The sequence below is a fragment of the Microbacterium sp. B19(2022) genome (assembly GCF_012030385.1).
Taxonomy (GTDB): Bacteria; Actinomycetota; Actinomycetes; order Actinomycetales; family Microbacteriaceae; genus Microbacterium; species Microbacterium oxydans_B.
In genome coordinates this window covers 119,305-144,027 of sequence record NZ_JAAUVO010000004.1, presented here as the reverse complement: position 1 = coordinate 144,027, position 24,723 = coordinate 119,305, and the positions used below count along the sequence as shown (strand labels likewise).

Sequence of the window (24,723 nt, the reverse complement as noted above, 5' to 3'; positions counted from 1 at the left end):
CGGCGCCGCTCAGATCGCGTAATCCGGCGCGGCGAGCAGCGCTCTGGTGTCTTCGCCGGTGTGACGCTGGCGCGGCTTCGCCGGAACCCCGACGAGGATGCTGTCCGCCGGAGCGTCACGGGTGACCACAGCGTTCGCGCCGATGACCGAACCGGGGCCGATGGTGATGGGGCCGAGGACCTTCGCACCGGCACCGACGGCCACTCCGTCGCCGAGGGTGGGGTGGCGTTTGCCGGAGGTGCGCGTCCGTCCGCCGAGAGTCACGCCGTGGTAGAGCATCACGTCGTCGCCGATCACGCTGGTCTCGCCGATCACGACACCCATGCCGTGATCGATGAAGAACCGACGACCGATGTGTGCGCCGGGATGGATCTCGATCCCGGTCAGCCAGCGCGACAGCTGTGAGCCCGCGCGCGCAAGCAGCCGCAGTCGACGTCGCCAGAGCGCGTGCGAGACGCGGTGCGCCCAGATGGCGTGGAGCCCCGGGTACAGCAGCGCGACCTCGACGGCGCTGCGTGCGGCGGGGTCACGAAGACGAGCCGCGGCGACGTCTTCGCGCATTCGTCCGATCATGCTCATCGACGTCTCAGTCTTCGCGCAGATCCTCGAACAGGGCGGTGGAGAGGTAGCGCTCACCGGTGTCCGGGATCACGACGACGATCGTCTTGCCGTCGTTCTCAGGGCGCGCGGCGACCTTCAGCGCCGCAGCGACGGCCGCGCCGGAAGACATGCCGACGAGCAGCCCCTCCTTGGCGGCGAGCTCGCGGGCGACCCGCAGCGACTCGTCGAACTCCGCGGTCATGATCTCATCGAGCACATCCCGGTCGAGCACGTCGGGGACGAAGTTCGGCCCGATGCCCTGGATCTTGTGCGGGCCGGGGTGGCCCTCGCTGAGCACGGGGGAGTCCTTGGGCTCGACGGCGATGACCTGGACGCCGGGCTTCGCCGCCTTGAGCGCCTGTCCGGTCCCGGTCACCGTTCCGCCGGTGCCGACCCCGGCGATGAAGATGTCGACGGCGCCATCGGTGTCGCGGAGGATCTCCTGCGCCGTGGTCTCGCGGTGGATCTGGGGGTTGGCCGCGTTCTCGAACTGGCGGATCCAAATCGCGCCGGGCGTCTCCGAGACGATGCGCTTGGTCTCCTCGATCGCGCCGCTCATACCCTTGGTGGGATCGGTGAGCACGATCTCCGCACCGAACGCCTTGAGCAGCACGCGGCGCTCCTTCGACATGGAGGCGGGCATCGTCAAGATGACCCGGTAACCGCGGGCGGCGCCGACCATCGCGAGGGCGATGCCGGTGTTGCCGCTCGTCGACTCCACGATCGTGCCACCGGGCTTTAGCTCGCCCGATGCCTCCGCCGCGTTGATCATGGCGATGCCGATGCGGTCCTTCACGCTCGATGCCGGGTTGTAGTACTCGAGCTTGGCGAGCACGGTGGCCCCGAGGCCCTCGGTCACGCGGTTCAGACGCACGAGCGGCGTGTTGCCGAAAGCGGTCGTGATGTCGGAGTGGATGCCGGGCATGAGGAGCCTTCCTGTGCGGGGTTCGCTGCCGGTCCAGCCTAGGGGAGGGCCCTATGGGCGGGGGCATTGTGACGGCTCAGCGCGCTCTACGCTGGAACCCATGTCCGACACCTCTCTCGCGGCCCTCGTGCGCGCCGCCGCTCAGCGCCTGGCCGACGTCGGCGTGCCCGATCCTCTGGTCGACGCGGAGCTGCTCGCGGGCCACGTCCTCGGTCGGCGACGCGGCGAAGTGCAGGCCGCGATCATCCGCGGCGACGACGTCGACGACGAGGCAGCGGGTGCGCTGGATGCTCTGGTGACGCGCCGTGCTGCGCGCGAGCCGCTGCAGCACATCACCGGGACCGCTCCTTTCCGTCACCTCGAGCTGGCGGTCGGGCCCGGGGTGTTCGTGCCGCGGCCGGAAACCGAGACGGTGGTGCAGTACGCGATCGACGCGCTGCTGAACTCCGCCGAGCCCGAGCCGATCGGCGTGGACCTCGGCACCGGCAGCGGAGCGATCGCCCTCGCGATGGCGACGGAGGTGCCGCACGCCCGCGTCTTCGCCGCCGAGCTGTCCGAGGATGCGCACGCGTGGGCGAGTCGGAACGTCGCCGGCGTCGACAACCTGACGCTCGTGCTGTCCGATCTGGGAGAGGCGTTCCCCGAGCTCGACGGCACAGCATCGGTCGTCATCTCGAACCCGCCCTATGTGCCGGATGCCGCGATTCCGCGCGATCCTGAGGTGCGACTCTTCGACCCCGCGATGGCGCTGTACGGGGGAGAGGACGGTCTCGACATCGTGCGAGTGCTCAGTTCTCGGGCGCTCGCGCTCCTTCACCCCGGTGGTCTTCTCGTCATCGAGCACGGCGAGCTGCAGGGGGAATCGATCAGGGACATCCTCGCCGCGGACGGCTGGCGCGCACCGGCGACGCATCGTGACCTCACCCTGCGGGACCGCACCACCACAGCGCTCAGGCCCTGATCAGCACCCTCTGAGCATCTGCCGCCCCCGCGCCGCATAGAATCGAACCGTCATGTCAACCATCTTCGACTGCCGCGATGACTCGCAGCTGCTCGCCGGCATGCGCCATGCGCGCCAGGCGATCGGCCGTGGCGAACTCATCGTCATGCCCACAGACACCGTGTACGGCGTCGCTGCCGACGCGTTCTCTCCCGCCGCCGTCCAGCGGCTGCTCGATGCGAAGGGGCGCGGCCGCGATCAGCCGCCGCCCGTTCTGATCGGTACGAAGGAGACGCTCGCCGCCCTGGCCGAGTCCGTCCCGGAGCCGGTCGAACGTCTCATCGAGGCGTTCTGGCCCGGCGGTCTCACGATCGTGCTCCCCGCCCAGCCCTCTCTGGTGTGGGATCTCGGCGAGACGCTCGGGACCGTCGCGGTGCGGATGCCGGAGGGACGTGTGGCACTGGAGCTGCTGGCCGAGACCGGACCGCTCGCCGTGTCCAGCGCCAATCTCACCGGCCAGCCCGCCGCGATCTCGGCATCGGACGCGGAGCAGATGCTGGGTGACAGCGTCGCCGTGTACCTCGCCGACGGCCTGAGCAAGGACGGCATCGCCTCCACCATCGTCGACGCCACGTCTCTGGTCCGCCGCGGTGCGGACGCCGAACCCGGCACTGTTCGCATCCTCCGAGACGGTGCGGTGACGCGCGAACAGCTGCAGGAGGTGCTCGGCGATCTGCTCGAAGCCGAGGAGCCGCAGGACGCGGAGCATGTGCATGCGGAGGAGCCGCAGGACGCGGATTCGTGAAGCAGTATCTCGCCACGGTCATCCTCACGGCAGCGATCACTTTCGCGCTGACCTGGGCGGTCTGGCGACTCAGCCTCCGGTTCAAGCTGTACCCCGGCATCCGCGAGCGCGACGTGCACACGACGCCGACCCCTCGCCTCGGCGGTGTGGCGATCTTCCTCGGCATCGCCGCCGCCTTCGGGTTCTCGGCGATCAATCCGTTCTTCCAGAGCATCTGGATCCCTCCGCAGACGATGTGGTCGATCCTGGGCGCCTCTCTCCTGATCGCGATCATCGGCGTGGTCGACGACCTCTGGGACATCGACTGGATGATCAAGCTCGGCGCGCAGTTCCTTGCCGCCGGACTCATCACCGTGGGCGGCGGACTGCAGATCCTGTCGTTGCCGTTCGGCGACCTCATCGTGGTATCCAGCTGGCTGAGCATCACGATCACCATGTTCGCGATCGTCATCGTGATGAACGCGGTGAACTTCATCGACGGACTCGACGGACTGGTCGCCGGGGTGTGTCTCATCTCGAACGGCGTGTTCTTCGCGTACTCCTACATCTTCACGCGTGACTCCGGAGCCTCGAGCTACTTCAACCTCTCCACTTTCCTCGCCGCGGTCCTGATCGGCGCCTGTCTCGGTTTCCTACCGCTGAACTGGAGTCCGGCGAAGCTGTTCATGGGCGACTCGGGTGCTCTGGTGATCGGCCTGCTGATGGCGACGTCGGCGATCTCCATCACCGGCCAGATGGATCCGTCGGCTCTGGACCCCGAGCGCCTCGGCCGCTCGCAGCTGATCGGTGCGTTCCTCCCGATCCTCCTGCCGCTGCTGGTCGTGCTGCTGCCGCTGCTCGATTTCGGTCTGGCCGTGCTCCGGCGCATGAGCGCCGGCCGATCTCCGTTCTCACCCGATCGCAAGCACCTCCATCACCGGATGCTGGACCTCGGCCACCGCGACCGCGACGCGGTCCTCATCTTCTACGCGTGGACCGCCGTCATCTCGCTCGCCGTCCTGCTGATGTACGTCGGTGCACGGGAGGACTGGCCCGGCCAGTACCTTCCCGGCGTCGGCTTCGGCGTGGTGGGCATCGCCGCCTGCCTCGTCGTCACCCTGAGCCCCACCCGCCGCAGGAAGAGCGCAGCGGCCGCCGACACCGACCCGACACCCGTGGAGTCCTGATGAGCCCGAGCCCCGTTTCCAGCACGCCGATCCTGCGTCGCACCCTCATCTGGTCGGCGGTCGCCACCGCGGCACTCGCGATCGTCGCCGGCGGTGTCGGCTACGCCGTCGCCGGGGGAGAGGGCCTCATCAGCGGGCTGCTGGGAGTGCTGCTGGCCGCCGTGTTCCTGGCGATCACCGGCATCAGCATCCTCATCGCCAACCGCTGGTACGGCGACCCGATCTACGTGCAGCTGTTCTTCGCCATCGTCCTGGGCGGCTGGCTCCTCAAGCTCGGACTGTTCGTCGTCGCGATGATCCTGCTCGCCGGCCAGCCCTGGCTGGAGCCGATGGTTTTCTTCCTCTCGATCGTGGCCGGCGTGCTCATGTCGCTCGCGATCGATGTGATCGTGCTCACCCGCATGCGACTGCCGAATGTGAGCGATACGACGCTGCCGACCGAGGTGCCAGAGGACCGCGCACCCGGCAACGCGAATCACATCGATGAAGGTCCCGTCGACGGCGGCCCGCGGTCTTAGGTGACCCTCAGATTCTGATACTGTTGAAACGTGCCCGCCGCTCGCCCGCGAGCGCTTGCGCTGTGTAGCACACCGACCATCGTCGCCCCGGTTTAGACCGGTGCCCCGAAGCTGGAGCCCGCGCTGTTTAATCTTGCTGCGACCCTGACCCCTCGACTTGCCTCCGACGGCGAGTTCCACGGCCCTTCGATCGACGATTTCTTCCCGGAGATCCTCTTCCACGTAGGCCCGATCCCCGTCAACCGGATCCACCTGGTCCAGTTGCTCGCGGTGATCGCCGTGGTTCTCATCCTCTGGCTCGGCACCCGCCGCATGAAGGTCGTCCCCGGACGCTTCCAGAGCCTGGTGGAGATGGGGCTCGGCTTCGTCCGCACCAACGTCGCCCACGACATGCTCGGGCGCAAGGACGGCGATCGCTTCCTGCCGATCCTCACCACCATCTTCTTCATGGTGCTGTTCATGAACATCACGGGCATCATCCCGTTCCTGAACATGCCGGGAACGGCGATCGTCGCGGTGCCGCTGACGCTCGCCGTGGTCAGTTACGTGACCTTCATCTACGCGGGCATCAAGCGCCACGGCCTCAAGTTCTTCAAGAACTCTCTGTTCCCGCAGGGCGTGCCGGTCGCCGCGATGCCGATCGTCGCGATCATCGAGCTCATCTCGACATTCATCCTGCGTCCGGTCACGCTGACGCTTCGTCTTCTCATGAACCTCGTCGTGGGGCACATGATCCTGGTCCTCGCGTTCTCCGCGACCCAGTTCTTCTTCTTCACCGCAGGCGGCGGCTGGGCCGCGCTCGGTGTCGGAACCCTCGCCTTCGGCGGCGCCTTCACTCTCTTCGAGATCCTGGTCGCCGTCCTCCAGGCATACGTCTTCACCGTCCTCACCGCGGTCTACATCCAGCTCGCGGTCGCAGAAGAGCACTGAGCGGGCAGGCATCAGCCTTCCCACCCAACGAAAGGAAAACCCCGTGGACGCTACTACGGTTCTCGCTGAAATCAACGGTCACCTCGGAGCTGTCGGCTACGGCCTCGCAGCCATCGGCCCGGCCATCGGCGTCGGCATCGTCGTCGGCAAGACCATCGAGGGCGTCGCCCGTCAGCCCGAGCTGGCCGGTCGTCTCCAGGTCCTCATGTGGATCGGTATCGCCTTCACCGAGGCGCTTGCGTTCGTCGGCATCGCCGTCGCATTCATCCCCTTCCCGTAATCCTCACCGACTTCTGAAGGAGACAGGATGCTGAACGCTCTTGTCACGAACCTCGCAGCAGAGGGTGAGCCGAACAACCCCCTCATCCCTGCGTGGTACGACATCATCTGGTCGGGCCTCTGGTTCATCGTCATCCTCATCGTGGTCTGGAAGGTCGCCCTTCCTCGGCTCACGAAGATGCTCGACGAGCGGTCCGCCGCCATCGAGGGCAACATCGCCAAGGCCGACGAGGCGCAGAAGCAGGCGGAGGCGGCACTCGAGGAGTACACGCGTCAGCTCGCTGAGGCGCGTACCGAGGCTGGAGAGATCCGCGAGGCCGCCCGCGAGGACGGCAAGAAGATCGTCGCCGAGGCGAAGGATGCCGCGTCCACCGAGGCTGCACGCATCACCGCCACCGCGCACACGCAGATCGAGGCTGAGCGGCAGACCGCTCTCGTCTCGCTGCGCAGCGAGGTCGGAACGCTCGCCATCGACCTCGCCGGCGGCGTTGTCGGCGAGACGCTCTCCGACGACGCGCGTGCGACGGCTGTCGTCGACCGCTTCCTCGCCGACCTCGAGGCATCCGAGAAGGCGGCTCAGTAATGGGCAGCGCGACCACTCAGGCACTCGCGGCATCCATCAAGACGCTTGCCGCAGCGAAGGACGTCTCCCTCGACACCGCACGGGAGCTTCTCGCTGCCGCGCGTGCCGTGAGCGAGTCGTCCCAGCTGAGCGGCGCGCTTGCTGATGCTGCCGCTCCCGCCGAGGCGCGACAGTCCGTCGTCGCCGCGGTTTTCGGTGGGTTCTCTGCAGACGCTCTCAGCGTTCTGAAGACCGCTGTGGCGGAGCACTGGTCGAATGCCGGCGAGATGGTGGACGGTATCGAGGAACTCGCGATCCGCGCCGCCGCGATCGCGGAACCCGGCACGGACATCGAGGGAGAGCTGTTCAGCTTCTCCCGCGTGATCGCGGCCAACCCCGAGCTCGAGCTCGCCCTGGGCAGCAGCCTCGGGGGAGAAGACGCCAAGGGTGCTCTCGTCGAGCGCCTCCTGGCCGAAGGCTCCACGAGCGCTGCGTCGACGCTGATCATCACGTCGCTCGTGCGTCAGCCGCGTGAGCGCCGCGCACGGCGACTGCTGAACCGAGCGATGAGCATCGTCTCGAGCCAGCGTGGTCGTGTGGTCGCCACGGTGCACACCGCGGCCCCGCTCACCGACGCACAGCGCGCCCGTCTCAGCGACTCGCTTTCGCGTCGCTACGCCGGTCAGGTATCCCTCAACGTCGTCATCGACCCTGCCGTCGTCGGAGGTCTGCGCGTGCAGATCGCCGATGACGTCATCGACGGCAGCATCTCCGCACGACTCGCAGATCTTCGCCAGAAGCTCGCGGGCTAACACGACTTCGCGCGGGGAACCGCGCACCCAGATACAAAGGGAAGACAATGGCAGAACTATCGATCAGCCCCGACGTCATCCGTGACGCGCTGAAGGACTTCGCCGCAGCATACGAGCCCTCCGGGGCCGGGGCGACCGAGGTCGGCACCGTCATCGACGCCGCGGACGGAATCGCGCACGTCGAGGGACTGCCGGGCGTCATGGCCAACGAGCTCGTGATTTTCGCCGACGGCACCAAGGGCCTCGCGCAGAGCCTGAACGAGCACGAGATCGGTGTCGTCGTCCTCGGCGAGTTCACCGGTGTCCAGGCAGGTCAGGAAGTCACCCGCACCGGCGAGGTCCTCTCGGTCCCCGTCGGCGATGGCTACCTCGGCCGCGTGGTCGACCCGCTCGGCAACCCGATCGACGGCCTCGGCTCGATCGCCACCGAGAGCGTCCGCGCTCTCGAGCTGCAGGCGCCCGGCGTCATGCAGCGTAAGTCGGTGCACGAGCCGATGCAGACCGGCATCAAGGCCATCGACGCGATGATCCCGGTCGGCCGTGGTCAGCGTCAGCTGATCATCGGTGACCGCCAGACGGGTAAGACCGCCATCGCGATCGACACGATCATCAACCAGAAGGCCAACTGGGAGTCGGGCGACGTCAACAAGCAGGTCCGCTGCATCTACGTCGCCATCGGTCAGAAGGGCTCCACCATCGCTTCGGTGAAGGGTGCGCTCGAAGAGGCCGGTGCTCTGGAGTACACCACGATCGTGGCAGCTCCGGCATCCGACCCCGCCGGCTTCAAGTACCTGGCGCCGTACACCGGTTCCGCCATCGGTCAGCACTGGATGTACGGCGGCAAGCACGTCCTCATCATCTTCGACGACCTGTCGAAGCAGGCCGAGGCCTACCGTGCCGTGTCCCTGCTCCTTCGTCGTCCGCCGGGCCGCGAGGCATACCCGGGTGACGTCTTCTACCTGCACTCGCGTCTGCTCGAGCGTTGCGCGAAGCTGTCCGACGAGCTCGGCGCAGGTTCCATGACGGGTCTCCCGATCATCGAGACCAAGGCGAACGACGTCTCGGCGTACATCCCGACCAACGTGATCTCGATCACCGACGGCCAGATCTTCCTGCAGTCCGACCTCTTCAACGCCAACCAGCGTCCGGCGGTCGACGTGGGTATCTCGGTCTCGCGAGTCGGTGGCGACGCTCAGGTCAAGTCGATCAAGAAGGTCTCGGGAACGTTGAAGCTGGAGCTCGCGCAGTACCGCTCGCTCGAGGCCTTCGCGATGTTCGCATCCGACCTCGACGCGACGTCGCGTCGTCAGCTCTCCCGTGGTGCGCGTCTGACCGAGCTGCTCAAGCAGCCGCAGTACTCCCCGTACCCCGTCGAGGAGCAGGTCGTCTCGATCTGGGCAGGAACGAAGGGCAAGCTCGACACTCTCGAGGTCTCCGACGTTCTGCGTTTCGAGCGCGAACTCCTGGACTACCTGCGCCGCAACACTCAGGTTCTCGAGACCCTGCGCGACACCAACGTCCTTGACGACGACACGGTTGCAGAGCTCGAGAAGCACACGGACGCATTCATCCTGGAGTTCCAGGGTGGCAAGGGCGCCGGCATCGGCGCTCCCGGCCACGAGGAGCACGCTGCAGCCGAGGCTGAGGACGTCAACCAGGAGAAGATCGTCAAGGGTCGTCGCGCGTAACCGCGTGAGGTACTGACATATGGGCGCTCAACTCAGGGTCTACAAGCAGAAGATCTCTTCTGCTCAGACGACCAAGAAGATCACGAAGGCGATGGAACTCATCGCGGCTTCGCGCATCCAGAAGGCGATGGCACGCGTCAAAGCGTCCACACCCTTCGCGCGAGCCGTGACGAGGGCTGTTTCGGCCGTCGCGACGCACTCGAACGTGGATCACCCGCTGACCCGCGAGTCCGAGAACATCACCCGCTCCGCGGTCGTGATCTTCTCCTCGGACCGCGGTCTCGCCGGAGCCTTCAACTCGCAGATCCTCCGTGAGGGTCTCGAGGTGGCGGAGCTCCTGCGCGAGCAGGGCAAGGAGCCGGTCTTCTACCTCATCGGTCGCAAGGCCGTCGGATACTTCCAGTTCCGACGCCTCGCTGCCGCTGCGGAGTGGACCGGCGACACGGACACCCCGTCGTTCCACACCGCTGAGGAGATCTCCGCGACTCTGCTCGATTCCTTCTCCCGCGGGGGACAGGACGGCGGCGTCGACGAGATCCACCTCGTGTACAACCGTTTCGTCAGCATGATGACGCAGTCGCCCGAGTCCGTGCGTCTGCTCCCGCTGGAGATCACGGAAGCCGATGAGTCGGAGGCAGGTAACACCGTTTACCCGCTGTACGAGTTCGAGCCGGATGCCGAGACCGTTCTCGATGCGATCCTGCCGGTGTACATCCAGAGCCGCGTCTTCAACGCTCTCCTGCAGTCGTCTGCTGCCAAGCAGGCCGCGACGCAGAAGGCGATGAAGTCGGCCAGCGACAACGCCGACAAGCTCATCACCGACTACACCCGTCTGCGCAACAACGCGCGCCAGGCGGAGATCACGCAGCAGATCGCCGAGATCGTCGGCGGCGCCGACGCCCTCTCGAGCAAATAGACCATCAGGAAAGAGACGAAAATGACCCTCACCGCTCCGGCTGACCAGCCGGCGACCGCGGTCGTCGGGCGCGTCGCACGCGTCAACGGTCCGGTTGTCGACATCGAGTTCCCTCATGACTCGATCCCCGACATCTACAACGCGCTGAAGACCACGATCGCGATGGGCGAAGAGTCCACCGAGATCACGCTCGAGGTCGCACAGCACCTCGGCGACGACCTCGTCCGCGCCATCGCTCTGAACCCGACCGACGGCATCGTCCGCGGTCAGGAGGTCCGCGACACCGGTGAGGCCATCTCGGTCCCCGTCGGCGACGTGACCAAGGGCAAGGTGTTCAACGTCATCGGCGAGGTGCTCAACCTCGAGCCCGGTGAGACGATCGAGGTCACCGAGCGCTGGCCCATCCACCGCAAGGCGCCGAACTTCGACCAGCTCGAGTCCAAGACTCAGATGTTCGAGACCGGCATCAAGTCGATCGACCTTCTCACCCCGTACGTGCTGGGTGGAAAGATCGGTCTGTTCGGTGGCGCCGGTGTCGGCAAGACCGTTCTCATCCAGGAGATGATCCAGCGCGTCGCGCAGGACCACGGTGGTGTGTCGGTGTTCGCCGGTGTCGGTGAGCGCACCCGTGAGGGCAACGACCTCATCCACGAGATGGAAGAGGCGGGCGTCTTCGACAAGACCGCCCTCGTGTTCGGCCAGATGGACGAGCCGCCGGGAACGCGTCTGCGCGTCGCCCTGTCGGCCCTGACGATGGCGGAGTACTTCCGTGACGTGCAGAAGCAGGACGTGCTGCTCTTCATCGACAACATCTTCCGCTTCACGCAGGCCGGCTCCGAGGTCTCCACGCTGCTGGGCCGTATGCCCTCCGCTGTGGGTTACCAGCCGAACCTCGCCGACGAGATGGGTGTGCTCCAGGAGCGCATCACCTCGACGCGTGGTCACTCGATCACCTCGCTGCAGGCGATCTACGTGCCGGCCGATGACTACACCGACCCGGCTCCGGCGACCACGTTCGCCCACCTCGACGCGACGACCGAGCTCTCTCGTGAGATCGCCTCGAAGGGTCTGTACCCGGCCATCGACCCGCTGACCTCGACGTCGCGCATCATGGACCCCCGCTACTTGGGCGAGGACCACTACCGCGTCGCCACGACGGTCAAGCAGATCCTCCAGAAGAACAAGGAACTGCAGGAGATCATCGCCATCCTCGGTGTCGACGAGCTCTCCGAGGAAGACAAGATCGTCGTGTCGCGTGCACGTCGCATCCAGCAGTTCCTCTCGCAGAACACCTACATGGCGAAGAAGTTCACCGGTGTCGAGGGTTCGACGGTCCCGCTCAAGGAGACCATCGAGTCCTTCGATGCGATCACGCGCGGTGACTTCGACCACGTCGCCGAGCAGGCCTTCTTCAACGTCGGTGGCATCTCCGACGTCGAAGAGCAGTGGGCGAAGATCCAGAAGGAGAACGGCTGACCATGGCGCTCCACGTCAGCCTCGTCTCCGCGGATGCGGAGGTCTGGACGGGAGAGGCGAGCCTTGTGGTCGCCAAGACCGTCGAGGGCGAGATCGGCTTCATGACCGGCCACGAGCCGGTGCTGGCCATCCTCGCTGAGGGCCAGGTCCGCATCACGCAGTCCGATGGCACGAAGGTGCTGGCCAACGCGCAGGACGGGTTCCTCTCCATGGAGGGCGACACCCTGACGATCGTCGCCGGCAACGCGGCTCTCATCGCCTAGCAGTTCCGTTTCGACGCGTCCGCCTCGGTACCCACTCGGGTCCCGAGGCGGACGCGTCTGCATTCACCGAGGTTCCATGAAGATCCTGCTTCCGCCGTCGGAGACGAAGCGCGAGGGCGGTCACGACGTCCCGCTCGACATCGCGTCCCTTTCGCTGCCGTCGCTGAGGGTGCATCGATCCGCCGTGCTGGACGCCCTCGTCGACCTCGCCGCTGACGAAGAGGTCTCGCGACGCGTACTCAAACTGAGCGACCGCCAGATGGGGGAGATCGCGCACAATCGTCGGCTGTGGACGGCGCCCACCCTGCCGGCGGTCGATCGCTACACGGGTGTCCTCTTCGACGCTCTGGATGCGCGGGGTCTCTCCGCGGCATCGCGTCGCTGGCTGGGGGAGCACGTCTGGATCCACAGTGCACCTCTCGGACCGGTCGGCGCGCTGGACCCGGTACCCACCTATCGATTGGCCGCCGGGACGTCGCTGCCGCGGTTCCCTGCATTGCGGAAGCACTGGGCGGAACCCACGTCAGCGGCGATCGCGGAGGCGTCGCCCTCGTTCGTGCTCGATCTGCGCAGTGAGGCGTATGTGGCGCTGGGCCCTGTGCCCGACACCGTGCCTTCCGCCTATGTCCGGGTCGTCACCGAGCACGGCCGGGCGCTGAACCACTTCAACAAGAAGTCAAAAGGGCTGCTCGTGCGCGCCCTGGCCGAAGATCGGCCACGCGTGGCCTCGCTCCGCTCCCTCCGGCGCTGGGCCGAGAGCCGAGGCATCGTGCTGCGTGACGCCGAGCAACCGGGTGTTCTGGAGCTCGTCGTCGCCGAGTGAGCGGCGTGCGGAAGCTGCGCTTCTGCGCGCGTGCGTATGTATCCGACGCGCGCCCGAGGACGGAATGGTCATGCATGAGAAGTAGAGGACGCGCTAGTGTGTTCAGCGCATGATGCCGCATCATGAATTTCTGGAGGGAACCATGAACGACTACTACGGCTATGACGGCCTGTCAGGCGGCGCGCTGGTCGCGTTGATCCTGGTCTATACGATCCTGCCACTCGCCATCTACGCGCTCTACTCATGGTTCTACATGAGGATCTTCGAGAAGGCGGGAGTGCAGGGAAAGTGGCGTGCATGGGTTCCCGTGTACAGCACCATGATCTTCTACAAGCTCGGTGACCTGAGCCCGTGGCTCGTTCTCTACTTGATGGGTGCCGGTATCGTCGGAGCCATCATCCCCTTCCTCGGCTGGTTCCTGATCCTTCCGCTCGTCGGAATCGCCGGACGTATCATCGACCTGATCGCGGCATGGCGCGTGGGTCTCAAGCTGCAGAAGGATGCGGTCTGGGTCGTCCTGTACTTCTTCCTGCCCCCGGTCTGGCTTGGCATCAATGCCTTCGACAAGTCGCAGTGGAACTCGCGCATCCAGCCCGCTTCGTGGGCAGGGAACGCGCTGCTCGGCGACCGCACGGCCTGGCAGGGCATCCCTGTTCAGGCTGCTGCCGCCCCGGCTCCCGGATACGGCGCACCGCAGGGGTACGCGCCTCCGGCACCTCAGGGCTACGCACCGCCGGCTCAGCCCGGCTACGCTCCGCCCGCGGGACCCGCGGCTCCCGCCACGGGTGCACCGGTGCCGCCGGTTCCGCCCACCACCCCGCCGGCACCTCCGGCAGCACCGCCGACCACTCCGCCTGCGCCGCCCACGGCACCGCCTGCACCGCCGGCTGCTCCGCCGGCACCGCCGAGCGAACCCACTCAGCCTCCGGCATGATGACCTGACACAGAGCCCTCGACTTCGGTCGGGGGCTCTGTGCTGTCCTGGCTGGCCACTGTTCCGACGCGCCCGCTAACGTGGAGGACATGGTCTTGTCTCAGCGCCGGGTCGGCGCTTCCGGTCTGCTCGTGTCAACCACCGGCCTCGGCTGCAACAACTTCGGTCGCGCGGGGACGGTGACCGAGACTCTCTCCGGAACGCGCGAGGTGATCGATGCGGCACTCGCGAACGGCATCACCTTCTTCGATACCGCCGACATGTACGGTGCGGTCGCCGGTGCGAGTGAGACGCTGATGGGTGAAGCCCTCGAGGGTCGCCGAGATCGCGTGGTGCTCGCCACGAAGTTCGGGCAGGAGCGCGACATGGGGTACGAGTTCCCCGCGGCACGTGGTTCCCGCCGCTACGTCCGGCGGGCGGTGGAGGAGTCGCTGCGACGCCTGCGCACCGACTGGATCGACCTGTACCAGCTGCATCTGCCTGACCCGGAGACGCCGATCGCCGAGACCACAGACGCTCTCGATGAGCTCGTGCGCGAAGGCAAGATCCGCTACTACGGGCACTCGAACTTCACCGGATGGCAGATCGCCGAGGCGGAGTTCACGACCCGTGCGCGGTCTTCCGGCCGATTCATCTCTGCACAGAACCACTATTCCCTGCTCGCGCGCGCGGCCGAACGCGAGGTGCTGCCGGCCGTGGAGAGATACGAATTGGGTTTCTTCCCGTACTTCCCGCTGCACAACGGACTCCTCACCGGCAAGTTCACGCGTGAGGGGGGACCGGCCTCGAGCCGCATCATGTCGGCACGTCGCCATGTCTGGGAGAACGCGCCCTGGAATGCTATCGACGCGTTCCGCGGCTTCTGCGACGAGCGTGGACTCACGATGCTGGAGGCCTCCTTCGGCTGGCTCCTCTCGCGGCCGGCCGTCTCCAGTGTCATCGCCGGTGCGACGTCACGGGAGCAGGTCGAAGCGAACGCGGCGGCGGGCGATTCCTGGCGCCCGAGCGCCGAAGAGGAAAGGATCATCGACGAGTTGTTCCCTCTGCCCGCCGACCCGGGCGCCCGAGTGTGATCGCGGTGCGGGGGAGTTCTACTACGATGTGTGAGTATCCTGCGGACGCCCGACCCGTCGCAGATCCATCGGAGGCAGCACGTGGCTGAGACGAAGACGCATCGCTTCACGGTTGCGCAGCGCCCATTGCTGCTGTCCTGGGCAGGGGTCACCGATCTCGGTCGTCGTCGGGAGACGAATCAGGATGCGTTCCTCGCTGAGTTCCCCCTGTTCGTCGTCGCAGACGGCATGGGCGGTCACGCCGGTGGAGAGATCGCGAGCCGCAGCACCGTCGAGCGACTCCAGGCCGTGGTCTCCGCGGGCGATGTCAACGGTCCTGCGATCGAGAAGGCGCTTGAACGGGCGGTGGGCGACATCGCCGACCACCCTGAGACGACCGACGAGGGCACCGGTACCACTCTCACCGGCGTCTTCTTCGCGAGCACGGGCGATCACGCCCAGTGGGTGGCTCTGAACATCGGGGATTCCCGCGTCTACCTTCTTCGCGATGACCGTCTCGTCCAGGTCACGACAGATCATTCCGTCGTGCAGGAGCTGATCACCGCGGGCAAGCTGAGCCCGGAAGAGGCCGAGGGGCACCCGTACAGCAACGTGATCACGAGGGCGGTGGGTGCGAGTGAACTCACGGCACCGGACTACGTGACGATCGACGTACGCGCCGGCGACCGGTTCGTCATCTGCTCCGACGGGCTCACCAAGGAGCTCACCGATTACGGGATCCAGCACTTTCTCCGGGAACACCGCGATCCGGGCCAGAGCGTGGATGCGATGCTCGCCGCCGCGTTGGAGAACGGCGGGCGTGACAACGTGACGCTCATCATCGTGCAGGTCGACGACGAGGGCGACTCGTCCTCCCCAATCGAAGACACGACGGAGTAGCCGCTCGGCGCTGTGGACAGCGCCGTTCGCTCGAGAGGCATGCGATCCACTGGACGCATGGAAACCCTCCCGCTCGTGCTCCCTTCGGCGCCCGTACCCTCGCGCCGTGCCCCACTGCCTTTCATGGCGGCGATCGTGCCGATAGCCGCAGGGGTGGTGCTGTGGCTGGTCACCGGATCCGTGTTCGCACTGTGCTTCGCGGCGCTGGGACCGTTGATGATCGTGGCATCGCTCGCTGACGCGGCTCGCAACCGCCGACGCGAACGTCGGCGGGGCGCGGCACAGTCCGAGCAGGACTGGGCGGCGGCCGAGGCCGAGCTCGCACTCCGCCACCAGGAGGAGCGCGAGGCGCGGTGGCTGCGTCACCCTGATACCGCGGCGAGTCTCCTGCAGCCACCTCTCCGCGGCGTGGAGCCGCCGGATGGGGCGACCTCCCTCGTGGTGGGTGCCGGGAGTGCGCCGAGCGGAATCCGATGCAGCGGTGGCGAAGACGGCCGTGGTCGCGAGTTCCGCGAACGTTGTGGAGTGGTCGACGACGCCCCGATCGTCGTGCCGCTGGGCGGAGGAGTGTGTCTGCGCGGTGCGCGGCCGGTGATCCTCGCCGCGGCGCGCGCGCTCCTGCTGCAACTGAGTCTTCGCTTCAGCGCGGCGCAACTGTCGCTCGTGGGCGCTGAACTCCGCGAGTGCGGGCTGGACCCGCTGCCGCATGCGCGGCGCGCGCGCAGGGGTGGCTTCCGGGTCGGGGTCGGCTCGGGCGAAGCGAACCGGATGGACGCGGATGCCTTGATCTGGCTGGCGTCGGCCGACGCCGAGGTTCCGGAAGGAATCACGACGGTGATCGACATCATCGAGCCAGGGTGTGCCCGACTGCGCACACCTCAGGGCACCGCCGTCGTCGCGGTCGAGTGCGTCTCCCTTGCACAAGCGGGGATCATCGCTCGCGAGCATGCGGCGACGGGAAGCGAGATCGACGTGCTTCCGGACTCCGTCGCTCTGCACGACCTGGAGCAGCCGCAGCCCGGCAGCGGGCTGGCCGCCGCGATCGGTCGGAACGAGCGCGGACAGACGATCGTCGACATCGTCGAAGACGGTCCTCACGCCCTCGTGACCGGAACGACGGGCACCGGCAAGAGTGAGCTTCTGGTCAGTTGGGTCACGGCCATCGCCGCGGCCAACGGGCCGGACCGAGTGACATTCGTGCTTGCCGACTTCAAAGGGGGGACCGCATTCGAGCCGTTGCGCGGGCTGCGCCAGGTCGCAGCGGTGATCACGGATCTCGATGAGGACGGTGCGCGGAGAGGCGTTTCCAGTCTCACAGCCGAGCTTCGCCGTCGGGAGGGCGTTCTCGCCGACGCCGGCGCCAGAGACGTGCGAGAGGTCGGGATGCCGCGCTTGGTCATCGTCGTCGATGAGTTCGCGGCTCTGCTGGCGGAGCATCCCGATCTGGGGGCTGTCTTCACGGACGTCGCCGCACGGGGTCGTGCGCTGGGCATGCACCTCATCCTCGGCACACAGCGTGCTGCCGGTGTCGTGAGGGATGCGCTGGCGGCCAACTGTCCGCTCCGCGTCAGTCTGCGGGTCGGAGATGCTGCCGACAGCAGGCTCATGATCGGGACGGACGCCGCGGCGGAACTCCCCGGCGGAGCGGAGTCGCGGGGCCTCGCTCTCGTGCGCCGTCCGGCCGATCCCGAGCCGTCGGCGATCCGGATCGCGCTGACGACTCCCGCGGATCTGCGAGCCGTCGGGCTGCGGTGGGCGGCGGCCGACCCGCCCCGCAGCCCGTGGCTCGCTGCTCTTCCCGCACGGATCCCGCTCACGGACCTCGTCGATTCTGGCGTGCCGGGTCCGGATGTCATCGTGCTCGGGCGTGCCGATGACCCCGCCCGCCAAGCTCAGCCACTCGAGCTGTTGCGCTGCGGACAGGATCGCGGAATCGTGCTGCTGGGCGCGCCGGGGTCAGGTCGCTCCACAGCGTTGCGTGCGCTGGCCGTACAGCGCCCTGATGCGTCGTGGGTGCCGAACGACCCCGAGGCGGCCTGGGACCTCCTCACCGCGTGGGTGTTGGCGAGTGAACGGATGCCGTCGCTCGTCCTCGGCGACGACGTCGACGGGGTCCTCTCGGCACTGCCACCCGAGTATGGTCAGCAATACGCGCAACGGTGGGAGCACCTTCTCCGTGCCCGTGCGGAGACGACCTTCGTGCTGGCGGTGAGCAGAGCGGCGGGACCGCTGGGACGCATGATCGACGCTCTGCCGCGACGGGCGCTGCTTCGGCAGCCGAGCAGAGTGGAACATCTCGCGGCCGGGGGAGAGGCCTCGTCCTTCATCCGCGACCGTTCCCCGGGGCGTGCCCACATCGGCGACCGCGAGGTGCAGCTGGCCTGGGTCCCGGAAGGCGCGGGGGTCCCCCCTGCTCCCGTCACACCTCCGGCCTGGGCGCCGTCGTGCGCGATCACCGCCGTCGTGACCGCCGGAGCTGCCTCGATCTCGGCGATGCTGCGTCAGGCGCATCCGGAGTCCGAGGTGATCGATGCCGGCGCGGAGCCGACGCAGCGCGACCGTCCCTGCCTCGTCGTGGGGGACGCGGAGGTGTGGCAGCGCAACTGGTCGTTATGGCAGCGCATCCGAGGGGAGGGGGAAGTGCTGATCCGTGCCGAGCAGCAGTCCGATCTCCGACAGCTTGCTGGCGTGCGGGAACTCCCGCCGTATGCGCGCACCCACGCCGGTCGGGCCTGGTCCCTGCGCGGTGCCGAAGCGCCGCGTCGCGTCGTCCTTCCGGAACTGTCTCCGCGATGAGCAGTGAGTATCGCGGCTCGGCTCGGGCGGACGGACGTGTTAAATACCCGCGCCGGGACGGATCGCACCGACGATCGAGCCGCCGCCCGAAACGGTGAGGGGAAGCGCCTCCGCCAGCATGGCGACCTCGGCGCTGCTCAGGCCCCCTGCGCGCTCGAGGAGCGTCGCTGCCACGATCGTCGAAGCGCGCGTCGCGCCGTCCAGCATCTTCAGCGCGACGGTCGTGCCGTTCGGGGCGACCATCACCATGACGCCCTCGGCTCCGTGTTTGGTGAAGACTCCGAGCTTCTCGATCGCGATCGTGTCGGGGCGGCCGGGCCCTTCGATCGTCCAGGGACTCTCCCGTACCGCTCGCACCAGCGAACCGGCGACGCGATGAAGGGCGAAGGGCGAGCGGTCGGAGGCGGTGCCGATGCGGTGGATGCCTCGCGCGAGGGCGGTGAGGGTCATCGCGTGGACAGGGGCTCCGCACCCGTCGATCGCCGTGTGGGCGACCTTCTCGCCCGTGAGACGCTCGACGACATCGCGAATGTGCACCTGCAGCGGATGTGACGGGTCGAGGTAGCCGGCGGTCGGCCAACCCGTCGCCACGCACGCACGCAGCATCGCAGCATGCTTTCCGGAGCAGTTCATCCGCACGCGCGTCGGCTCACCGTGCTCGCGGACGAGGTCATCGCGCGTCGCCGAATCAGTCGGCCAGGACGCCGGGCACGCCAGGTCGTCCTCGGTCAGCCCCCCTTCGGTGAGGATGTCGCGAACGACGGAGGCGTGCCGGTCCGTACCGACATGGCTCGCCGTGGAGATCGCGAGCTGTTCGCCCTCGAGCACCGCACCAGCCGTGATGCAGGCCACCGCCTGCAGGGGCTTGAGGCTCGAGCGGGGCAGGATCAACGCGTCGGGGTTGCCGTGGCGGGCGACGATGTCACCATCGGACGAGAGCACGATCGCTGCGCCGGCGTGACGCGATTCGACGAATCCACTCCGTTCGACGACGGCGAGTTCCACGGAATCCTGAACGGTGAGAGTCTCCAGCACCCGTCAACTCTAGCGCCGGGCACGCCATCGCTCACCTCGGGTCGGTGGCCCCTGGCAGACTGAAGACATGGCAGAGTCGACCCCCCGCGCCCTCGGCGAACATCACTACGCGCTCACCTCGGTCTGGACCGGAAACACCGGCACCGGGACCTCGGGCTACCGGGACTACCGCCGCGAAGTCACCATCGAAGTCGACGGCAAGCCGGAGCTGCTCGCATCGGCGGACAAGCCGTTCCGCGGCGATCCCTCGCGATGGAATCCGGAAGATCTCCTGCTCGCCTCACTTTCGGAGTGCCACCTGCTCTCGTACCTGCACGCGTGCGTGACGGCCGGCGTGGTCGTCGTCTCCTACCGCGACGACGCGAGCGGGATGATGCGCGAAGACGGCAAGGGCGGTGGGGCGTTCGTCGAGGTGATGCTGCGGCCCGAGGTCGTCGTCGCGGACGCATCGATGATCGAGGCGGCCGAGCGTGCCCACGCGCAGGCGAACGAATGGTGCTTCATCGCGAACTCGATGAACTTCCCGGTGCGCCACGAGGCGACCGTCCGCGCCGTCGAGTGAGTCAGCGCGGCACGGGCGTCAACGGCGCTCGTGCGGCAGGGCCTGCTTGATCTTCTCGATCGTGCCCTGCGCAGGAGCCTCGTTGTAGGCTCCGGCGAGTTCCTGACCGGACAGATCGTGGATGGCTGCCATGATCTCGTCGGTCGCCAGGCGACGCGCACGCCCGCTGGTCGCAGGTCCGTGCGGCGACAGATCCAGCGGTGCGCCGAACCGGACCGTGATGCGCTCCTTGAGCGTCGGCACCTTCGCCCCGACCGGCATCACCTTGTCGGTCCCGATCAGCCCGACTGGCACGACGGGGGCGCCCGTCTGGAGCGCGAGGAACGCGACCCCGGTACGCCCCTTGTAGAGGCGGCCATCGGTGGAGCGCGTGCCCTCCGGGTAGAGCGCGACGGCGAGTCCCTCGTCGAGGAGCTGACGCTGCAGTTCGAGAGCATCCAGAGCCGCTTGGCCGGCACCGCGGCGCACAGGGATGGCACCGATCGACTCGAAGAAGGTCTTGCTCATCCAGCCCTGGAAGCCGGTGCCTTCGAAGTAGGTCGACTTCGCGAGGAAGTGCACGGGCCGGGGTGCGGCGACCGGGATCGCGATCGAGTCGATGAATGACAGGTGGTTGCTGGCGAAGATGACGGGCCCGGTCAGCGGAACGTTCTCGCGGCCCTCGATCTTCGGCCGGTACACGAGCCGCGCCAGCGGAGTGATGAGACTGCGTCCGAGTGTGTAGGCGAACCCGGCGTGACGGGGCTTGGCAGTCTCATCTGACGACGAGGATTCCTCTTCTGACGAGGATTCGGGCTCGACGGACTGCTCAGAGGTCATCAGAGCAGGTTACTCCCGGATCCATGCCGGCGTGGGAATGAAGGGTCGCGCCGTGCCTCCCAGCGGGGGCAAAGGGCTATACGGCAGGATGGAGGTTCCCACCCGCGATCCCGAGGTCTCACTGTGCGCAAGCGTCCGCTCATCGTTCTGTCCACCGTCGCCGCGGCGACTCTGCTGCTGGCAGGCTGCTCCGGCAGTTCCGCGCCGTCGAGCTCCGATACGCCGAGCCCGACCGCGTCGAGTGCGTGCGCGCTGGACGCGCAGCCGGGGAAGACCTCCGATGCCGTGGTCGTCGAGGGCAAGGGAGCGGACACGAAGGTCACGGTCCCGGCCGATGCCGCGTTCGAGGGAGTCGAACGGACGGTCGTCTCCGCCGGCGATGGTGACGATGTCTTCGTCAACGACCTGGTCTCGGTCGAGTACCAGATCGTCGATGCGACGACGAACAAGGTGCTGGACTCGTCCGCCCGTGGTGAGGGGGGCGTGCTGCCTGTTCTTCTCGACACCAATCAGTCCTCGCTCTTCGTCGCCGCGCTCGAGTGCGAGCCGGTCGGCTCGCGCATAGTGCTCGCCCTTCCCGGCAGCGCTCTCGGCGAGGGCGCGAGCAGCGTGGTCGTGTACGCCGAGGCCGTCGAGCAGCTCCCCGAGGTGGCGACCGGCAAGGACGTCGACCCGACCCCGGGCATGCCGACCGTCAAGCTCGATGACAACGGCAAGCCCTCCGTCAAGATCCCCGACGGAGATGCACCGACCGAGACGAAGGTCGCCGTCCTCAAGCAGGGCGACGGACCCACGGTCGGCTCCGGCGACCTCGTGGTCGTGCAGTACCTGGGCGTCAAGTGGTCGGACGGCAAGGAGTTCGACTCCAGCTGGAGCCGCGACGCCGCGCCGACTCAGTTCCAGACCACGGGTGTGGTCGCGGGCTTCCAGAAGGCGCTCGAGGGACAGAAGGTCGGCTCTCAGGTCGTCGTCGTGATGCCGCCGTCGGATGGTTACGGGGCAACCGAGGGACACGAGCTCCAGAAGGAGAGCCTCGTCTTCGTCGTCGACATCCTCGCCACCACCCCGGTCCAGCAGTAGCAGCGGCGGCGTCGAGGGCGTGTCCTAGGCTGGCGTCATGCGTCGCATCATCGTCCTCGGCTCCACCGGCTCCATCGGCACCCAGGCGTTGGATGTGATCCGCGCCAATCCCCGTCGGTTCGAACTGGTCGGCCTCGCCGCCGGCTCGAACGCCGAGATGCTGGGTGAGCAGGCCGCGCAGTTCCAGGTCGAGGACACGGCGCTCGGTGCGGACGAGGCCGAGCAGCTCGTCCGCGATGTCGAGGCCGATGTCGTGCTCAACGCCATCACCGGCTCGATCGGACTCGGCTCGACTCTCGCGGCGCTGAAGGCAGGCCGCACGCTGGCCCTGGCGAACAAGGAGTCGTTGATCGTCGGCGGGGACCTGGTTCTCGCCGCCGCCGCGCCCGGACAGATCGTCCCGGTGGACTCCGAGCACTCGGCGCTGGCGCAGGCCCTGCTCGCCGGCACTCACGCCGAGGTGCGCCGGCTCGTCGTGACGGCATCCGGCGGTCCGTTCCGTGGTCGCACGCGTGCAGAACTGTCCGACGTGACCCCCTCGGAGGCCCTCGCGCACCCGACATGGGACATGGGCCGCATGGTCACGACGAATTCGGCCACTCTCGTGAACAAGGGGCTCGAAGTCATCGAGGCGCACCTCCTGTTCGATGTCGCCTACGACGACATCGAGGTGGTCGTGCATCCGCAGTCCATCGTGCACTCGATGGTCGAGTTCATCGACGGCTCCACGATCGCCCAGGCCTCTCCGCCCGACATGCGACTCCCGATCTCGCTCGGTCTGGACTGGCCGCACCGCGTCGGAGGCGTCGGACGACCGCTCGACTGGACCACGGCGTCGTCCTGGACCTTCGAGCCGCTCGACGGCGAGGCCTTCCCCTCGGTCGCACTCGCGAAGGCCGTCGGTCGTGCGGGCGGCACTTTCCCCGCTGTCTACAACGCGGCGAACGAGCAGGCTGTCGACGCCTTCCACGAGGGTCGACTGCCGTTCCTCGGCATCGTCGACACGATCGCGCGCGTCGTCGACGCCCATGACGCACCCGACGCGCTCACCGTCGAGACCCTAGCCGCGGCCGAGTCCTGGGCGCGCACGACCGCAGATCGGATGATCGCGGCGAGCTGAGACGACGCCGGAGCGGCGTCTGCCGCCCCAGCCGACCGGGTCAGTCTTCGTCGGGGTACGGGACGGGCCAGCGGGGTTCGGGAACCGGCCAGCCTGCGGCGCGGAGAGCTCTGCGTGCCAGCTCGCGCGCCGAGTACGGCGTGCGCACCCCGCGGATGTCGCGGTAGTCCTGGTGGCCCGGGCCTGCCCAGAGGATGGCGTCGCCGTCGCCCACGAGTCCGACCGCGGTGATGATGGCGTTCTCGGGCGGCGAGGCCTCGTGGATCTCGGCATCCGGTCTCGCCGTGCGCGCGCCTTCGATGAGGGTCGCGCGGATGGAGGCCGGATCCTCGAAGCGCGGGTGATGGTCGGTGACGACGAGGATGTCGCTGCCCTCGACCGCGGTGCGCGCCATGTCGAACCGCTTGCTCGCGTCGCGGTCGCCGTCGGCGCCGAAGAGCATCAGCACCTTGCCCGGTGTCACGCGGCGCACAGCGGCGAGCGTCTTCTCGAACGCGTCGGGGGAGTGGCCGAAATCGACGAACACCGCAGGCCCGCGTTCCCCGGACACCAGCTGGGTACGGCCGGGGAGATAGGCGCGGATGCCTTCATCGCGGGCGAGAGCATCGACGATGCGCTGCCAGTCGTAGCCGCCCTCGAGGAGCATCACGATCGCGAGCGCGGCGTTCGCGGCCATGTGCGGGCCGATCACCGGAACCGTGGTCGTGAGGGAGCCTGCGGGGCCGGTCATCGTGAAAGTCGTGCCCGCCGCACGCTCGTCGTCGATGACGACGACCCAGTCCGCGGCGGCCGCCGCCTCGGGGTCGGCGGCGATCGAGGGCGTCCCCACCGTCACGACGGGGATCTCGGAGCGGTCGACCACGATCGCGCCGGACGGCGAGTCGAGGCAGATGACGCCGCGCTTGGCGCGGTCCGGCCGGAAGAGCGGGAGCTTCGCCTCGAAGTACTCCTCCATGTCGGCGTAGTCGTCGAGGTGATCGTGGCTGAGGTTGGTGAAGCCGGCGACGTCGAATCGGATCCCGTCGACCCGGTGGCGTGACAGAGCCTGAGCGCTGACCTCGACCGCGACGGCTTCGACCTCGCGCTCGCGCATCAGGGCCAGGAGCGCGTGCATCTCGGAGGCCTCGGGGGTCGTCAGCCGCGAGACGATGACTTCGCCGGCGATGTGACGTTCGGCGGTCGACGAGAGCCCGGTGACGACACCGATCTGGTCGAGGATGCCCTCGAGCAGGTGGGAGACGCTGGTCTTCCCGTTCGTTCCCGTCGTGGCGAAGAGCAGCGGAAGCGGATCATCCGCCCCTGTGCCGTACACCCAGGCGCTCAGGTCGCCGAGCACCGCTCTCGGGTCGTCGACCACGAGGATCGGCAGCCCCGCGGATCCGGCGATCGCAGCGCCGGGCTCGTCCGTGATGACGGCGACGGCGCCCTTCTCGGCCGCGGCGACGGCGAAATCCGCACCGTGCCTGTTGACGCCCAGGATCGCGACGAAGGCCTCGCCCGGACGAAGGTCCGCAGTGGCGAGTGTGATGCCGGAGAGGGCGATCCCGTCGATGTCGCCGCGCACACTGCGGGCGAAACGGGAAGCGAGTTCGGACAGCTCACGCCGGGGCGGGTTCGCGGGGCGGAGCACGGGAGGCAGGCTCGGTTGTTGTTCAATCGACATGTCGGATCCATGATCTCATGACGGCACGGTGAACACCTCTCCGCGGCACGACTCCTCGT

The 24,723-nt window shown here is 67.7% G+C and carries 25 protein-coding genes; 20 read left to right on the top strand and 5 right to left on the bottom strand.

Going from position 1 to position 24,723, the window contains the following annotated elements; translation table 11 throughout:
* Positions 1-9 precede the first annotated feature (9 nt).
* Entirely contained in the window at positions 10-579 is a 570-nt protein-coding gene (gene epsC, locus HCX50_RS05000) for a serine O-acetyltransferase EpsC (RefSeq protein WP_091033719.1), read from the bottom strand.
* A gap of 7 nt (positions 580-586) precedes the next feature.
* The gene (gene cysK, locus HCX50_RS04995) at positions 587-1,525 is read right to left on the bottom strand and encodes a cysteine synthase A (RefSeq protein ID WP_167633205.1); all 939 of its coding nucleotides are present in this window, start codon (positions 1,523-1,525) and stop codon (positions 587-589) included.
* A gap of 100 nt (positions 1,526-1,625) precedes the next feature.
* Between cysK and prmC the strand changes: the two genes are divergently transcribed.
* The 17 genes from prmC to HCX50_RS04910 all read left to right on the top strand — a co-directional run bounded on the left by prmC (position 1,626) and on the right by HCX50_RS04910 (position 18,385).
* Entirely contained in the window at positions 1,626-2,486 is an 861-nt protein-coding gene (gene prmC / locus HCX50_RS04990; protein ID WP_091033715.1) for a peptide chain release factor N(5)-glutamine methyltransferase, read from the top strand.
* A 52-nt stretch (positions 2,487-2,538) separates the two neighbouring features.
* A complete protein-coding gene (locus tag HCX50_RS04985) occupies positions 2,539-3,270 on the top strand; it encodes an L-threonylcarbamoyladenylate synthase (protein ID WP_091033712.1) in 732 nt (243 codons plus the stop codon).
* Positions 3,267-4,436 carry an MraY family glycosyltransferase gene (locus HCX50_RS04980; RefSeq protein WP_029261866.1) on the top strand — a complete coding sequence of 390 codons (1,170 nt, stop codon included), beginning with the start codon at positions 3,267-3,269 and terminating at the stop codon, positions 4,434-4,436. Before HCX50_RS04985 ends, HCX50_RS04980 begins: the two co-directional genes overlap by 4 nt.
* Positions 4,436-4,954, top strand: coding sequence for a hypothetical protein (locus tag HCX50_RS04975; RefSeq protein WP_091033711.1), 519 nt, complete (start codon positions 4,436-4,438; stop codon positions 4,952-4,954). Before HCX50_RS04980 ends, HCX50_RS04975 begins: the two co-directional genes overlap by 1 nt.
* A gap of 210 nt (positions 4,955-5,164) precedes the next feature.
* Complete coding sequence (gene atpB / locus HCX50_RS04970; RefSeq protein WP_258134098.1) at positions 5,165-5,884, top strand: F0F1 ATP synthase subunit A; 720 nt, start codon at positions 5,165-5,167, stop codon at positions 5,882-5,884.
* A 43-nt stretch (positions 5,885-5,927) separates the two neighbouring features.
* Positions 5,928-6,164 carry an ATP synthase F0 subunit C gene (atpE, locus tag HCX50_RS04965; RefSeq protein WP_017830994.1) on the top strand — a complete coding sequence of 79 codons (237 nt, stop codon included), beginning with the start codon at positions 5,928-5,930 and terminating at the stop codon, positions 6,162-6,164.
* A gap of 27 nt (positions 6,165-6,191) precedes the next feature.
* Positions 6,192-6,746, top strand: a complete 555-nt coding sequence (locus HCX50_RS04960; protein ID WP_029261863.1) for a F0F1 ATP synthase subunit B — start codon at positions 6,192-6,194, stop codon at positions 6,744-6,746.
* Positions 6,746-7,537 (top strand): F0F1 ATP synthase subunit delta, encoded by a 792-nt coding sequence (locus HCX50_RS04955; RefSeq protein ID WP_167633204.1) that lies wholly within the window; start codon positions 6,746-6,748, stop codon positions 7,535-7,537. The genes HCX50_RS04960 and HCX50_RS04955 overlap by 1 nt, the downstream gene beginning before the upstream one ends.
* A 47-nt stretch (positions 7,538-7,584) precedes the next feature.
* Positions 7,585-9,225 (top strand): F0F1 ATP synthase subunit alpha, encoded by a 1,641-nt coding sequence (atpA, locus tag HCX50_RS04950; RefSeq protein ID WP_091033706.1) that lies wholly within the window; start codon positions 7,585-7,587, stop codon positions 9,223-9,225.
* Between the two features lie 19 nt (positions 9,226-9,244).
* On the top strand, positions 9,245-10,141 hold the full coding sequence (locus tag HCX50_RS04945) for a F0F1 ATP synthase subunit gamma (protein ID WP_029261860.1): 897 nt from the start codon (positions 9,245-9,247) through the stop codon (positions 10,139-10,141).
* 21 nt (positions 10,142-10,162) lie between these two features.
* Positions 10,163-11,617 carry a F0F1 ATP synthase subunit beta gene (gene atpD / locus HCX50_RS04940; RefSeq protein ID WP_017830989.1) on the top strand — a complete coding sequence of 485 codons (1,455 nt, stop codon included), beginning with the start codon at positions 10,163-10,165 and terminating at the stop codon, positions 11,615-11,617.
* Between the two features lie 2 nt (positions 11,618-11,619).
* Positions 11,620-11,880 carry a F0F1 ATP synthase subunit epsilon gene (locus tag HCX50_RS04935; protein ID WP_017830988.1) on the top strand — a complete coding sequence of 87 codons (261 nt, stop codon included), beginning with the start codon at positions 11,620-11,622 and terminating at the stop codon, positions 11,878-11,880.
* Positions 11,881-11,956: 76 nt separating this feature from the next.
* On the top strand, positions 11,957-12,703 hold the full coding sequence (gene yaaA, locus HCX50_RS04930; protein WP_167633203.1) for a peroxide stress protein YaaA: 747 nt from the start codon (positions 11,957-11,959) through the stop codon (positions 12,701-12,703).
* 142 nt (positions 12,704-12,845) lie between these two features.
* On the top strand, positions 12,846-13,637 hold the full coding sequence (locus HCX50_RS04925) for a DUF5684 domain-containing protein (protein WP_205828793.1): 792 nt from the start codon (positions 12,846-12,848) through the stop codon (positions 13,635-13,637).
* Positions 13,638-13,726: 89 nt separating this feature from the next.
* Entirely contained in the window at positions 13,727-14,710 is a 984-nt protein-coding gene (locus HCX50_RS04920) for an aldo/keto reductase (protein WP_167633202.1), read from the top strand.
* An 81-nt stretch (positions 14,711-14,791) separates the two neighbouring features.
* A complete protein-coding gene (locus HCX50_RS04915) occupies positions 14,792-15,589 on the top strand; it encodes a protein phosphatase 2C domain-containing protein (protein ID WP_167633201.1) in 798 nt (265 codons plus the stop codon).
* 57 nt (positions 15,590-15,646) lie between these two features.
* Positions 15,647-18,385, top strand: a complete 2,739-nt coding sequence (locus HCX50_RS04910; protein ID WP_167633200.1) for an FtsK/SpoIIIE domain-containing protein — start codon at positions 15,647-15,649, stop codon at positions 18,383-18,385.
* A gap of 39 nt (positions 18,386-18,424) precedes the next feature.
* Here the strand turns inward: HCX50_RS04910 and HCX50_RS04905 are convergent, their stop codons facing one another.
* Positions 18,425-19,420 carry an asparaginase gene (locus HCX50_RS04905; protein WP_091033694.1) on the bottom strand — a complete coding sequence of 332 codons (996 nt, stop codon included), beginning with the start codon at positions 19,418-19,420 and terminating at the stop codon, positions 18,425-18,427.
* A gap of 67 nt (positions 19,421-19,487) precedes the next feature.
* On the opposite strand from HCX50_RS04905, the gene HCX50_RS04900 reads away from it, so the two are divergent.
* Positions 19,488-19,982, top strand: a complete 495-nt coding sequence (locus tag HCX50_RS04900) for an OsmC family protein (protein ID WP_029261852.1) — start codon at positions 19,488-19,490, stop codon at positions 19,980-19,982.
* A gap of 18 nt (positions 19,983-20,000) precedes the next feature.
* Here HCX50_RS04900 and HCX50_RS04895 read toward each other — a convergent pair whose 3' ends face one another.
* Positions 20,001-20,801 (bottom strand): lysophospholipid acyltransferase family protein, encoded by an 801-nt coding sequence (locus HCX50_RS04895; RefSeq protein WP_167633199.1) that lies wholly within the window; start codon positions 20,799-20,801, stop codon positions 20,001-20,003.
* Between the two features lie 123 nt (positions 20,802-20,924).
* Between HCX50_RS04895 and HCX50_RS04890 the strand changes: the two genes are divergently transcribed.
* Entirely contained in the window at positions 20,925-21,881 is a 957-nt protein-coding gene (locus HCX50_RS04890) for an FKBP-type peptidyl-prolyl cis-trans isomerase (RefSeq protein ID WP_167633198.1), read from the top strand.
* A gap of 37 nt (positions 21,882-21,918) precedes the next feature.
* Complete coding sequence (dxr, locus tag HCX50_RS04885; protein WP_167633197.1) at positions 21,919-23,001, top strand: 1-deoxy-D-xylulose-5-phosphate reductoisomerase; 1,083 nt, start codon at positions 21,919-21,921, stop codon at positions 22,999-23,001.
* A 40-nt stretch (positions 23,002-23,041) separates the two neighbouring features.
* On the opposite strand, the gene HCX50_RS04880 is transcribed toward dxr, so the two are convergent.
* A complete protein-coding gene (locus tag HCX50_RS04880; protein WP_205828792.1) occupies positions 23,042-24,664 on the bottom strand; it encodes a Mur ligase family protein in 1,623 nt (540 codons plus the stop codon).
* Between the last annotated feature and the right edge of the window lie 59 nt (positions 24,665-24,723).